The sequence below is a fragment of the Sphingomonas profundi genome (assembly GCF_009739515.1).
In the GTDB taxonomy this organism is placed as follows: Bacteria; Pseudomonadota; Alphaproteobacteria; order Sphingomonadales; family Sphingomonadaceae; genus Alterirhizorhabdus; species Alterirhizorhabdus profundi.
Genome location: NZ_CP046535.1, coordinates 1,745,419 through 1,758,751 on the forward strand (window position 1 = coordinate 1,745,419; position 13,333 = coordinate 1,758,751).

At 71.2% G+C, this 13,333-nt stretch carries 12 protein-coding genes; 7 read left to right on the top strand and 5 right to left on the bottom strand.

Going from position 1 to position 13,333, the window contains the following annotated elements; all coding sequences use genetic code 11:
- Window positions 1-60: 60 nt before the first annotated feature.
- Together dapD and GNT64_RS08145 are read right to left on the bottom strand one after the other, a co-directional pair.
- Complete coding sequence (gene dapD / locus GNT64_RS08140; protein ID WP_156679081.1) at window positions 61-897, bottom strand: 2,3,4,5-tetrahydropyridine-2,6-dicarboxylate N-succinyltransferase; 837 nt, start codon at window positions 895-897, stop codon at window positions 61-63.
- Window positions 894-1,565 (bottom strand): pyrimidine 5'-nucleotidase, encoded by a 672-nt coding sequence (locus GNT64_RS08145; RefSeq protein ID WP_156679082.1) that lies wholly within the window; start codon window positions 1,563-1,565, stop codon window positions 894-896. Before GNT64_RS08145 ends, dapD begins: the two co-directional genes overlap by 4 nt.
- A gap of 104 nt (window positions 1,566-1,669) precedes the next feature.
- Here GNT64_RS08145 and GNT64_RS08150 point away from each other — a divergent pair, with 104 nt between their 5' ends.
- The gene (locus tag GNT64_RS08150; RefSeq protein ID WP_156679083.1) at window positions 1,670-4,024 is read left to right on the top strand and encodes a S8 family peptidase; all 2,355 of its coding nucleotides are present in this window, start codon (window positions 1,670-1,672) and stop codon (window positions 4,022-4,024) included.
- Window positions 4,025-4,033: 9 nt separating this feature from the next.
- Here GNT64_RS08150 and GNT64_RS21830 read toward each other — a convergent pair whose 3' ends face one another.
- The gene (locus tag GNT64_RS21830) at window positions 4,034-4,276 is read right to left on the bottom strand and encodes a hypothetical protein (RefSeq protein ID WP_231639370.1); all 243 of its coding nucleotides are present in this window, start codon (window positions 4,274-4,276) and stop codon (window positions 4,034-4,036) included.
- A 12-nt stretch (window positions 4,277-4,288) separates the two neighbouring features.
- Window positions 4,289-5,002 carry a class I SAM-dependent methyltransferase gene (locus tag GNT64_RS08155; protein WP_231639372.1) on the bottom strand — a complete coding sequence of 238 codons (714 nt, stop codon included), beginning with the start codon at window positions 5,000-5,002 and terminating at the stop codon, window positions 4,289-4,291.
- Between the two features lie 258 nt (window positions 5,003-5,260).
- Between GNT64_RS08155 and rfbD the strand changes: the two genes are divergently transcribed.
- From rfbD to GNT64_RS08185, 6 genes are all read left to right on the top strand, one after another.
- Entirely contained in the window at window positions 5,261-6,154 is an 894-nt protein-coding gene (gene rfbD / locus GNT64_RS08160; RefSeq protein WP_156679084.1) for a dTDP-4-dehydrorhamnose reductase, read from the top strand.
- A gap of 51 nt (window positions 6,155-6,205) precedes the next feature.
- Complete coding sequence (locus tag GNT64_RS08165; RefSeq protein WP_156679085.1) at window positions 6,206-10,645, top strand: rhamnan synthesis F family protein; 4,440 nt, start codon at window positions 6,206-6,208, stop codon at window positions 10,643-10,645.
- Between the two features lie 109 nt (window positions 10,646-10,754).
- Complete coding sequence (locus tag GNT64_RS08170; protein WP_231639374.1) at window positions 10,755-11,531, top strand: glutathione S-transferase family protein; 777 nt, start codon at window positions 10,755-10,757, stop codon at window positions 11,529-11,531.
- Window position 11,532: 1 nt separating this feature from the next.
- Window positions 11,533-12,225: a glutathione S-transferase family protein gene (locus GNT64_RS08175; RefSeq protein ID WP_156679087.1), complete on the top strand. Its 693-nt coding sequence runs from the start codon at window positions 11,533-11,535 to the stop codon at window positions 12,223-12,225.
- A 15-nt stretch (window positions 12,226-12,240) separates the two neighbouring features.
- A complete protein-coding gene (locus GNT64_RS08180; RefSeq protein WP_156679088.1) occupies window positions 12,241-12,432 on the top strand; it encodes a hypothetical protein in 192 nt (63 codons plus the stop codon).
- Window positions 12,433-12,533: 101 nt separating this feature from the next.
- On the top strand, window positions 12,534-12,836 hold the full coding sequence (locus GNT64_RS08185; RefSeq protein WP_156679089.1) for a hypothetical protein: 303 nt from the start codon (window positions 12,534-12,536) through the stop codon (window positions 12,834-12,836).
- A gap of 10 nt (window positions 12,837-12,846) precedes the next feature.
- Here GNT64_RS08185 and GNT64_RS08190 read toward each other — a convergent pair whose 3' ends face one another.
- Window positions 12,847-13,299, bottom strand: a complete 453-nt coding sequence (locus tag GNT64_RS08190; RefSeq protein ID WP_156679090.1) for a nucleoside deaminase — start codon at window positions 13,297-13,299, stop codon at window positions 12,847-12,849.
- Window positions 13,300-13,333 lie beyond the last annotated feature (34 nt).

The following is a 13,333-nucleotide window of genomic DNA, read 5'->3' on the forward strand; positions in this document are numbered from 1 at the left end:
GCCTTATCCCACGAACGAGCGGGAAAGTCGTTCCGTCACGGGCGGCGGGGGCGCCGCCGCTCAGTCCCGCAGCAGCTCGTTGATGCCGGTCTTGGCGCGTGTCCTGGCGTCCACCCGCTTCACGATCACCGCGCAGTAGAGCGACGGGCCGGGCGTACCGTCCGGCAGCGGCTTGCCCGGCAGCGCGCCCGGCACCACCACCGCATAGGCCGGCACCCGACCCATGAAGACCTCGCCGCTCGCCCGATCGACGATCTTGGTCGACGCGCCGAGATAGACGCCCATGGAGAGCACCGCGCCCTCCTCCACGATCACGCCCTCCGCCACCTCGGCGCGCGCGCCGATGAAGGCGCCGTCCTCGATCACCACCGGATTCGCCTGCAGCGGCTCCAGCACGCCGCCGATGCCGACCCCGCCGGAAAGATGGACTTTGCGGCCGATCTGGGCGCAGCTGCCCACCGTCGCCCAGGTGTCCACCATCGTCCCCTCGCCGACATGGGCGCCGATGTTGACGAAGCTGGGCATCAGCACCACGCCCTTGGAGATGTGCGCGCCCGCCCGCACCACGGCCCCCGGCACCGCGCGGAAGCCACCGGCGCGGAACTCCGCCTCGCCCCAGCCGGCGAATTTGGAGGGCACCTTGTCCCACCCCGGCGCGCCGGCCGCGCCGCCCGCCACCAGCGCATTGTCGTTGAGCCGGAAAGACAGCAGCACCGCCTTCTTCAGCCACTGGTGCACGACCCATGCGCCGTCGATCTTCTCGGCCACGCGCACGCGGCCCGCGTCCAGATCGGCCAGCGCCTGCGTCACCGCCTCGCGTACCGTGCCGGTCGTGCCGGGGCCGATGCCGTCGCGCGCGTCCCACGCCTGATCGATCACCGCCTCAAGGTCGCTCATTCCGGATCCCCCGCTATCTCGTCCAGCCACGCGCCGACGTCGTCCGTCTCATAATCGATGCTGTCGGCGTGCCGCTCGGCCGTCGCCTGATCGGATCCGTTGTTGACCCAGACCGTCGTCATGCCCAGCGCCTTGGCCGGCACCAGGTTGCGGGCCATGTCCTCCACGAACAGCGCCGTCGTCGGCTCCACCCGCAGCGCGGCGCACATCGCGGCATAGGCGGCCGGGTTGGGCTTGGGCTGGTAGGCGCAGGCGTGGATGTCGTGGATCGCCTCGAAGCTCTCCGACAAACCGAGCCGGGCCAGCACCTTGCGGGCATAGGGCTCGTCGCCGTTGGTGAAGATCAGCTTGCGCCCCGGCAGCCGCGCCAGCGCCGCCAGCAGCCGCCGGTCCTCGGCCAGCACGTCCATCTCGATATCGTGGACGAAGCCGAGGAACTCGTGCGGATCGATCGCGTGCGTGCGCATCAGGCCGGACAGGGTGGTGCCATGTTCATGGAACAGCGCCTTCTGGATGGCCCGCGCCGCCACCGCGTCCACACCCTTCAGCCGCGCCACGTAATCGGTCATGCGCTGGTCGATCAGCCCGAAAAGGTCGCTGGACGCCGGGTACAGCGTATTGTCCAGATCGAAGATCCAGGTGTCGATATGGCGAAGCGCGTCGAGCATTGCGGGCGGGCTCTAGCGGGGGCATGAAGGCACGGCAACCGGGGCGCGGAGATCGGCGTGATCGCCGTGCGCGCGGGGCGGGTATGCCGGGGGGAATGTTGGCGATGTCGTTCCGTGCGATCGGCGTGCTGCGCACCACCACCGCTTTGTCGCTGCTCGCTCTGGCGGCCTGCGGCGGCGGTGGCGGTGGCGTCAATTCCACGCCGACCCCGACACCGACGACGCCCACCACACCCACGACGCCCACCGTGCCGAGCACGCCGCCGCCCACGCAGACGGAACCGCCCGTCACCACGACGCCGACGACGCCGACGACACCCACCACCCCCTCCACCCCGACCAATTTCGACACCAGCGAATATCGCGGCTCGGCCGGCCTCGTGCAGGCCAACGCGCTCACCGCCTACAATGCCGGTTACAGCGGCCGCGGCGTCACCGCGGCGATCATCGATGGCGGCATCGATGTCTCCACCGGCGATTTCACCGGCCGCATCAGCGCGGCCTCTGCCGATGTCGGCGGGTCGCGCGGCACCATCCAGGATACAGGCGGCCACGGCACCGCGGTGGCGGGCGTGCTCGGCGCCTCGCGCAACGACAGCGGCCCGCTGGGCATGGCGTTCGAGGCGACGCTGCTGATCGCCAAATCCGATACGCCCGGCAGCTGCGCCAGCAGCGACGGGTGCAAGCATCTCGACACGGCGATCGCCCGCGGCGTCGATCTCGCCACCGCCAACGGCGCGCGCGTCATCAACATCTCGCTCGGCGGGTCGACGGCGGAGAGCGTGCTCGCGCAGGCGATCGGCCGGGCGACGGCGGCGGGCATCATCGTGGTGATCGCCGGCGGCAACGATGCCTCGGCCAACCCCGATCCGCTCGCCCTGATCGCCAATGTCGATGCGCAGGCGCGCGGCCTCGTCATCATCGCGGGCGCGACGAACCTGGCGGGGGACATCGCCACCTTCAGCAACCGCGCCGGCAGCGGGGCCGACCATTATCTGATGGCGCTGGGCGAACGGGTGCGCAGCTACGACCAGAACGGCCAGCAATTCCTGTTCAACGGCACGTCCTTCTCCGCACCGCTCATCTCCGGCGCTGTGGCGCTGCTGGCGCAGGCCTTTCCCAACCTCACCGCCCAGCAGATCGTGCAGCTGCTCTACTCCACTGCCACCGATCTCGGCGCCAGCGGGGTGGACGCCACCTACGGGCGCGGCGTGCTGAACCTCGCCCGCGCCTTCCAGCCGCAGGGGCAGACGATGCTCGCCGGCTCCGCCGTGGCGGTGTCGCTGGCGGGCAACGGCACCCTCTCGGCGCCGATGGGCGATGCGCTGGCGAAGGGCGGCGCCTCGGCGGTGATCGTCGACGGCTACGGCCGGGCCTATGATTATGCGATCGGCGCCACCCTCGCCCGCCCCGCCCCGGCGCTGAAGCTCGCGCCCGCGCTGGCCGGTGGCCTGCGCAGCGTGAACGCGGCGGACGGGCGGACGAGCGTCGCCTTCTCCGTCACCGCCAGCGGCAGCGAGGCGGCGGTGGAACGGCTGATGCTGGCGCCCGGCGAGGCGCGGCGGGCGCGCGCGGTCGCCGGCATGGCGGCCACCCGGCTGGGGCCGAGCATGGCGATGGCGTTCGGCTTCGCGCAGGGCGGCGGCGCGCTCGGCCAGGCTCTGCGCGGCGCGGCGGGAGACGCCTTCCTGGTCGCCGGCGATCCGCTGTCGACGCCGGGGTTCGAGCGGCGGCCCGGCAACAGCATGGCGCTGCGCCGGGCGATCGGCCGCCTGGGCGTGACGATGACGGCGGAGGCGGGCGACGCGCTGGTCGGCGATCCCGCCGAGCAGGATCGCCGGCGCCGTGACGCCGCCCGGCAGCCTTATGCCACCATCGGCGTCGCGGTCGATCGCCGGTTCGGCCCGCTCGCCATCGTCGCCGGCGTCAGCCGCATGCGGGAGCGGGAGACGGTGCTCGGCGCGCGCTTCGGCAGCGCGTTCGGCGGGGCCGGCGCCACCACCGACTTCGCCGATCTGCGCGCCACCCTGTCGCCCGCCGCCGACTGGTCGATCGGCGCCAACCTGCGACGCGGGTGGACGCGCATGGCGGCGGGCGGCGCCGCCATCGGCGGCAGCCTGCGGAGCGGCGGCTACGCGCTCGATCTCACCCGCCGCGGCCTGTTCGCCGCCGGCGATCGCCTCGCCTTCCGCTTCGCCCAGCCGCTCCGCGTGTCGTCCGGCGGCTACGCCCTCAGCCTGCCGGTCGCCTATGACTATGCGACGGGCACCGCCACCTATGCCGACAGCCGCCTGAGCCTGGCCCCCGCCGGGCGGGAGCGGGATGCCGAGGCGAGCTGGTCGGCGCCGCTGCTCGGCGGCTGGATGACGACGAACCTCTACTGGCGGCGCGACCCCGGCCACAACGCCGCCCTGCCCGACGATATCGGCGGCGCGCTGCGCTTCGGCCTGGCCTTCTGATCGCCTGCCTCAGAGCCTGCGGGCGACCAGCGAGTTGCCGCAGGCCAGCATGTTCGCCGTCGCGGGCGGCGTCGCGGCGTCGATCCGCATCCAGAAGTCGCCGCGCGGCGGCTGCGCGATCAGATCGCCCACCGTCATGCCGAGCAGTTCGTCGCGCACCAGCGGGTCGGTCAGCCCGTCCGCCAGCGCCCGCATGATCCACGCTATCGTGAAGTCGGGCGTCTGGTTCGGCAGCGTATCCAGCAGCAGCACCTCGAACCCGTCCTAGAACATCCGTCGCAGGCCCTCGCGCGTCGCATTATAATAATGCGAGGGGTAGCCGTGCACCGGCTGCAGGAACGGCCAGTCGACGAACAGCTTGCCGCCGGGCTTCAGCATGCGGCGAAACTCCTCCGCCACGCGCCACGGCTCCGTCACATGCTCCAGCACGGCGAAGCAGCCGATGCCGTCCAGCGAACCGCTCCTGATCGGATAGGTGCAGGCCGGCTGCATGATGATGTCTGCGCTCAGCGAGGGATAGACTTCGAGGTACAGGCAATTCGGCTGCGAATAGTTGCGCCGCCCGCAGCCGATATCGATGTAGCGGCGATCGGGATTGTCCTCCATCTCGCGCACGAAGGCCGGATAGGCGGGATTGGCCGATTCCGCCGCATAGTCGCTGATGCGGTGGCTCTCGTCGCCGTAGCCGACGGGAAAGGCATCCTCCTCCGCCAGGAAGCGGAATGTGCCGCCGTCGCCCGCCTCCGCATCCAGCACATCGCAAAAGCGCGCGAGCTTCTCGCGTCGCAGCCGGGCGCCCAGCCCCGCCACCTGCCTGCGTCCCTCCAGCCGGCCAAACCGCTCGAAATGCTGGCGGGCGTCGCCGCCGCGGCGAACATAGTCCAGCAGATCCGGATTTGCGGCAATATAGGCGATCTCGTCGAACGTATCGCTGGTCGCCAGCGACAATTCTGCGTCTATCGGCACCGCGATCTGCATGTCCGGCCGCTAGACCACGCCTTCCGACGGGTCAAATGGTGGACTTGGCGTCACCAACATTGAACGATAACGGAGGTTTATCGCTGGATGTTGCAGCCAATACGGGTTGATTTGTCCCGATCCGTAGCCTTTACTGCGCTGCGGCGATATCATTGGCCGGCGATAGGCGCCGGATGCCGGCCTGTGACAAGCGGACGATGACGCACTATCATCGCCCGCGGTGGTCGCGAGACCGGGATATGGCCGTGGGGGTATGGTTTGCCTGATCTTCTTGTAGTCGGCGGCGGCGGGCAGCTGGGGCGGGCGCTGGCGCGCACCCGCTTCGCGGACGGGTTGACACCGCACCTGGCGGATCGGGCGGAGGTGGACCTCGCCCGCCCGGAAAGCATCGCCGACGCCCTGGCGGCACGGCCTTATGTCGCCGTCATCAACGCCGCCGCCTATACGGCGGTGGACGCGGCGGAGAATGACGTGGCGGCCGCCTTCGCCGCCAACGCGACCGGCCCGGCGCTGCTGGCCGACGCCACCCGCCGCGCCGGGTTGCCGCTGATCCACGTCTCCACCGACTATGTGTTCGACGGCACCAAGGCCGGCGCCTATGACGAGGGCGATCCCGTCGCCCCGCTCGGCGTGTACGGCGCCAGCAAGCTCGCCGGCGAATATGCCGTCCTCTCCGGCAATCCGCGCGCGGTGGTGCTGCGCACGGCGTGGGTGGTCAGCCCGTTCCGGAGCAATTTCGTGAAGACCATGCTGCGCCTGGCGGCCGAGCGGCCGCTGCTGCGCGTGGTGGACGATCAGCGCGGCTGTCCCACCTCGGCCGACGACATCGCCGCCACGATCGCCACGATCACGGCGCGGATGGTGGCGGACGCGGCGGCGCCCGCCGGCGTCTACCATTTCGTGAATGCCGGCGAGGGCAGCTGGTGCGATCTCGCCCGCGCGGTGATGGCGGCGAGCGGCGCGCGCGGCGGCCCCGCCGTGCCGGTCGAGCCGATCGCCACCAGCGACTTCCCGACGCCGGCGCGCCGCCCGGCCAATTCCCGCCTCGCCACCGCCAGGCTCACCCGCGACTATGGCGTCAGCCCGCGCGACTGGCGCCTCGCCATCGGCGAGATCGTCGCGGAACTCGTGACCGGCACGGCCGCGCGATGACCGTCGGCTCACGCCTCGCTACGGGCCCGCAAACCGGAGAATGACGTCTCGATGACCCCGTTCCTCGTGAAGCTGCTCGCCTCCGCCGCGCGGAAGGAGGGCAACGCCGCGCGGGACCGGCGGGACTGGCGCGGCGCCGCGCTTGCCTACCGGCGCGTGCTGGCGTTGCGGCCGGAGGCGACGCCGATCCACGTCCAGCTTGGCCACATGCTGAAGGAGAGCGGCGACGCGAACGGCGCGGTCGCCGCCTACGAGGCCGCGTGCCGGCTCGATCCGGCCGATGCCGAAACCCTGCGGTGGCTGGGCGACCTGCACCGGCGGGAAGGCCGCCTCGGCCAGGCATGCGACGCCTTCGCCGCAAGCCACGCGATCGACGGCAACGCCGCCGCCGCTAGCGATCTGGAGGCCACGCGCGCCCTGATCCCGGCGACCGAAGCCGGAATGGCCGAGCCGGCGCTGGCCGACGCCGCCAGCGCCGCCGAGCCGGAAGCGGCCGACCTCGCCATTCCCGACCCCAACGCTACCGACCTCGAGGCGTTCGAGCCGGAGCCGGCCGAGCCGGAGGCGCACGTGTCCGCTGCACCAGGACTCGAAGATCGCGATACCCTGCCGACGAAGGAGAAGCCGGGCATGCCCGCCGACGATCCGCATCCTATCGTCGAGCCGCCCACCCCCTCGACCGAGCCGGAGCATGCGCCCGCGCACCGCCAGATCGGCCACATCGACGCGCTGAAGGGCGAACTCGTCTCCGGCTGGGCTATGGAGCCCGATCGGCCCGGCTCGCCGGTGGATGTCGAGTTCCACGCCGGCGACAATCTCGTCGGCACCGCGACGGCTGATCTGGTGCGCGCCGATCTGGCGGCGATCGGCGGCCACGGCTTCCGCACCCAACTCGATCTCACCGGGCTGGACGGGCAGGTGTGGATCTCCGCACGCCTGCGTCACACCGGCGAGGAGCTGGCCGATTCGCCCTTCCTCGTCGATCGTAGCGGCGGCAGCCTCGCCCCCCTCGCCTCCACCGCCTTGTTCGAGGTGGCCAAGCCGCTGACCTTCGCCGCCGGTGGCGAGCTGGCGCTGTTCGTCACCCACTCCCGCACCGGCGCGATCAAGCCGCACGTGCTGGCGCATGTCCGCGCACTGGCGGCGGAGGGCATCGCCACGCTGCTGATCGCGGTGGGCGATCGGCCGATCGACATCGACGGACCGCTGCTGGACGCGGTGGCCGGCGCGATCGTGCGGGAGAATCGCGGCTATGACTTCGCCTGCTGGGCGCACGCGCTGCGGATCTATCCGCAGGCCTACGCCGCCTCGCTGCTCTACCTGACGAACGACAGCGTCTTCGGCCCGGTCGATCCGCCGCGCTTCGCCGCCACGATCGCGCGGGTGCGGGCCAGCGCGGCGGACCTCGTCGGCCTCACGGAATCGCACGAGCATCGCTGGCACGTGCAGAGCTATTTCGTGGCGATCAAGCCGCGCCTGCTCTCCAGCCTCGCGCTGCACCGCTTCTTCGACGATACGCGCATGTTCGCCGCCAAGGACGACGTGATCCAGACGTCGGAGATCATGCTGGCGCCGGTGATGGAGGCGGCGGGCTTCACCACGGAGGTGCTGTTTCCCAGCCACGCCGTGCGCAACCCCACTTTGTTCGGCTGGCGCGAGCTGCTGGACGCCGGCTTCCCCTATGTGAAGATGCTGCTGCTGCGCGGCGAGTTCCCGACGATCGACACGGCCGGCTGGCGCGAGCTGCTGGACGCGCACGGCTTCGATCTGCCGCTGCTCGATGCCGCACTCGCCGCCGGCATGGAGGGTTGGGGTCCGGTGCAGAGCTACCCGCTGCTCGCCCGCCCGCGCCGCCACATGCCGGCACCGCGCCCGCTCAAGATCGCCTTCTTCGGCCCGTGGAATTACGACAACGGTCTGGGCGCCGCCTCGCGCGGGCTGATCGCGGCGATCCGCCGGTGCGACGTGCTGCTGAACCTGCACCCGATCCAGAAGCCGTTCCACGTCCACAAGTCGCTGGTGCCGCCGGTGCCGATCACCGACTTCGTCGGGCCGGCCGATATCGCCGTGGTCCACCTCAACCCCGATTCCTGGCATTTGCTGACGGACGATCAGCGCGCGCTGATCGGCGCCGCGCGCAAGCGGATCGGCCACTGGGTGTGGGAGATGGCGCACATCCCGCCCGCGTGGCGCCACGATTTCTCCTCGGTCGATCGCATCTGGGCGCCGAGCGGCTACTGCGCCCGGCTGTTCGAGGGCGAGGGCGAAGCGCCGGTGGACGTGGTGCCCTACACCGTGCCGCTGCCCGAGACTCGCCTGACGGAGGAGGACCGCGCCCGGCTGCGCACCGCCTTCGGCGTGCCGGCCGATCGCCGCATCATCCTCTACGCGTTCGACGGATCGAGCTACCTCATCCGCAAGAACCCGATGGCGCTGGTGCGCGCCTTCGCCGCCTCCGGCCTGGCCGATAGCGGGTGGACGCTGATCCTGAAGACCAAGCATCTGTTCGATCGCGCCGAGGAGGGGCGCGCGCTGGAGCGGCTGGCCGGCGACACCGCCGGCGTGGTGCTGATCAACGCCTCCATGTCCGCCGGCGAGATGGCGAACCTGGCCGCGCTGTGCGACATCTACGCCTCGCCGCACTGCTCCGAAGGGTTCGGCCTCACGATCGCCGAGGCGATGGCCGCCGGCAAGCCGGTGGTGGCGACGGATTTCGGCGGCAGCACGCAGTTCCTCGATGCGAGCTGCGGCTATCCGGTCCGCGCCCATCCGTGGCGGCTGGAGGATGATTTCGGCCACTATACCAAGGGCGGCGAGTGGGCGCGCATCGACGAGCCGGCGCTGGCGGCGGCCCTGCGCCACGCCGCCGAGGCGATCGACGCCGGCGACACCCGCGTGGGCGACAGCGCGCGCCGGCGGGTGGCGGAGACGCTCTCCTACGATGCCATCGGCGGGCTGATCGACGCCAGCTTCGATGCCGTTCTGGCCGACGACGTGCCGATCAGCCGCCCCACGCCGCGCATCCACTCCGATCTCGCCATCGGCATGCGCTTCGATCGCACGAGCTTTGGCGACATGCTGATCGCCGTGCCGCTCGCCGCCGATCTCTCCCCGCCGCCGGCCGAGACGCTGGCCGATCTGCCCACCGATCGCGACCGCTGGATCGTCTTCGCGCCCGGCGACGCCTATGTCTCGCCGCTGTTCCGCCGCATGGTGAGCGATCTCTGCACTGCCCGGCTGGACGCGGACATCGTGTATGCCGACGATCTCGCCTTGGGCGAGCAGCGGCTGGGCGACCAGCTGCGCCTGAAGCCGGCGTTCGACGTCACCCTGCTGGCCGCCAAGGATGCGATCGGGCCGCCGCTCGTCGTGCGCGCCTCCGCCTTCGCCCGCCTGGGCGGCTTCGCGGCGGAGGCGGGCGCCGCCGCGCTGGACGATCTGCTGTTCCGCGCCCACGCGCTCGGCATGTCGATCGTCGGCCTGCCGGAGACGCTGCTCGCCTGGAAGGGGGAGCGCCCGATAGTGCCCCGCGAGGTACGGCGGGCGATGCTGGCCCGGCTGCCCGCCTTCGCCGGCCACGACATCGTCGACGGCCTGGCGGACGACACGCTGGAGATCCGCCGACGCTTCGCCGGCGACGACGACGCGCCCGAGGTGACGATCGTCATCCCCACCCGCCGCTGCCCGCTGCCCGATGGCGACGGCACCTATCTGGAACGCCTGCTGGCCGCACTCGCCCGCGCCGACTGGCCGATGGCGCGCCTGCGCGTGATGATCGGCGACGATATCGCCGGCGAGCCTGCCTGGGCGACCGCCGAGTGGCCCTTCGCGCTGGAGCGGATCGAGACGCCGCGCCCGGCGGGCGAGCCGTTCAACTATGCGGCCAAGATGAACCGCCTGTGGCGTGCCGCCGGCACCGATCATCTGGTGCTGATGAACGACGATGTCGTGCCGCGCGGCACCGGCTGGCTGCGCGCGCTGATGACGTTCGCGGTGGACGAGAGCGTCGGCGGCGTCGGTGCGCGCCTTCTGTACGAGGATGGCCGGCTGCAGCATGCCGGCGTGGTGCCGATCTTCGATCTGGTCGCCCACGCCTGGCAGCATCACCGCGCCGACATGCCGACCTATCAGGATTGGGCGATCGTCCAGCGCGAATGGTCGATGGTGACGGGCGCGGTGTTCGCCACGCGCCGCGCCCTGCTGGATCAGGTCAACGGGTTCGAGGAGCGTTTTTCGCTCGAATATAACGACATCGATCTCTGCCTGCGGCTCCGCGCGCTCGGCTACCGCATCGTCTACACGCCGCATGCCGAATTGTGCCACGCCGAGAAGGTGTCGCGCGGGGAGACGCTGCCGCCGGGGCAGGACCTCGCTCTGTTCCTGGAACGGTGGCACGAGTGGCTGCAGCAGGATCCCTCCTACCACCCGCACCTGCGCCGCGACCGGGTGGATATCGAGCCTCGTTCGGACCCCACCGCCTGGTATCTCTGACCCCATATCTCCGACCCCGCACCTCCGACCCTGGCATCTCTGACAGGCGCGGCACCGTCGCCAGACGATCGCCGGCTTGCTAGAAGCGTCCGCCACAGGCGGGAGAGGCATGATGGACTATGTATCGGTCGCCGAGGCACGGGCCATGGCCGGGCTGCGGCTGGCGCTCTCCGTCGGCGTGCCCGGGCCGTGGGGGGAATCGGCGAAGGCGGTGCTGCGGGCGCGCCGCGTGCCGTTCGTCGCGGTGGCGCAGACGCCGCTCGCCGAGAATGCGGAGCTTCTCGCCTGGACCGGCGTGCGCAACGCACCCGTCGCGGTGCTGGACGACGAGCCGGCGGCCTGCGGCTGGCGCGATATCCTGATGCTCGCCGAACGCCTGGGCAGCGGCCCCTCGCTGCTGCCGGACGATGCCGGCGATCGCGCCGCCTGCCTGGCGCTCGCCCACGATATCTGCGGCGAGGACGGGATCGGGTGGAACCGTCGCCTCTCGATCATGGCCGCCGTCGATCGCGGCCAGCCGGCCGCGGAGATGCCTGCCTACCTGCGGGCGATGCGCGCCGGCTACGGCGCCGGCATCCAGCCGGCGGAGGCGGCGCCGGCGCGGATCGCCGCGATCCTGCACGCCATCGCCGCCCGCCTGCACGCGCAGCAGGCGCAGGGCCGCACCTATCTGTTCGGCGATCGCCTGAGCGCGGCCGATCTCTACTGGGCCTGCTTCTCGCAGATGATCGTGCCCTTGCCGCAGGAGGTGAACCCGATGCCCGCCTATCTCCGCCCGCTATACGAGACGATCGAGCCGGAGATCGCCGCCGCGATCGATCCGATCCTGCTCACCCATCGCGACCGGATCTATCGCGACCATATCGGCCTGCCGCTGGATTACTGACATGATCGATTTCTACCACTTCCCGTCGCCCAACACCTGGAAGGTGGCGATCATGCTCGAGGAGTGCGGCCTGCCCTACCGGGTGCGCATCGTCGATATCGCCGCCGATCAGCAGTTCGCCCCCGACTTCCTGGCGATCTCGCCGAACAACCGGGTGCCCGCGATCGTCGATCACGATGCGCCGGGCGGCCCCCGGTCGGTGTTCGAATCGGGCGCGATCCTGGTCTATCTGGCGGAGAAGACCGGCCGCTTCCTCGCCGCCGAAGGGCCGGCGCGGACGGAGGCGTTCGAGTGGCTGTTCTGGCAGCATGGCGGGCTCGGCCCGATGGCCGGGCAGGCGCACCATTTCGCCCGCGCGGCACCGCCCGGCAACGACTATGCCGCCGCCCGCTACGTGGCGGAGGCGGCGCGGCTCTACGGCGTGCTCGACCGGCGGCTGGCCGGGCGCGCGTGGATCGCCGGCGACTACGGCGTCGCCGACATCGCCTGCTGGGGCTGGGTGTGGTTCCACCGCATGCACGGCCAGTCCCTCGCCGATTTCCCGCAGGTGCGCCGCTGGTTCAACGCGATGGCGGCGCGGCCGGCGGTGGCACGCGGCCGCGCCGTCGGCGTTGCCGACCTGTCGGTGGAGCGGCAGGCGATTTACGACGGACCCTATTACGCGGCCGCCGACGATCCCGCGCGGGACAGCTGAGCGGCGCGCGGCAGCGTGGCGCTCGATCCGTTGTCGCGCGGCGATCGCGCCGCCACTCTCGCGGCGGTCGCGGGTTTCGGCCTGCTCGTGTTCGAGCGGATATGGCTGGCCAGCGACATCGCCTTCCTGATCGCGCTCGCCTTGCTGTTCGCCGCTGCCGCCCACTTCGCGCTCGCCACCACCCGGATGCGGCGGGACGATGGCTGAGACTTGGGGCTGAGACTTGGGGCTGAGGCCTGAGACCGAGGCTTGGTGCCGGCCCGCTTGCTCTGATATCATCGACGCGGCAGGCAGGCGGAGGAAGGGGAATGACCGACGACGAGCGATCGCGCGCCACCGCGCAGGCGCATGTCGCGCTGTACCACGTCACCACCCTGATCCTGGCCGCGCTCGTCGATCGCGGCGTGCTGGCGCCGGCCGAGGCGGCCGGCATCGTCCGCGATGCGGCGCACACGCTGGAACCGATCGGGCAGGACAGCGAGTTGCTGATGCTCTGGCGCGAACGCTACGAACAGGTGGCGGAAGAACTGGCGGCGGCCCCGCCGGGCAAGCCGTTGCAGCCGAGCCCCTTCCCGTCCTACGCGCTGCAATGGGGCCGCAAGCCGGCCTGAACCACCCGCCTCACCGGCGCGCGCCGAAGAAGGCGCGCAGCATGGCCGCCGACTCCGGCTCGCCGATGCCGCAGTAGATTTCGGGACGGTGATGGCAGGTCGGCTGGGCGAACAGCCGCGGGCCGTGCGCTACGGCGCCGCCCTTGGGATCGGCCGCGCCATAATAGAGCCGGGCGATGCGGGCGTGGGCGATGGCGCCGGCGCACATCGCGCAAGGCTCAAGCGTCACCCACAGGTCGCAGTCGACCAGGCGTTCCGCTTCGAGTGCCTCGGCGGCACGGCGGATGGCGATCATCTCGGCGTGGGCGGTCGGGTCGCGCAGGCTGCGCATCGCGTTGGCGGACGTTGCGACAACCGCCTGCCCGCGCATCACCACCGCACCGACGGGTACTTCCCCCGCCAGCGCTGCCTCTCGCGCGAGATCGAGCGCGAGGCGCATCGGCGATGGCAGCGGGAACGGCATCGAACCACCTAAACCGATCCCGCATCGTACGGAA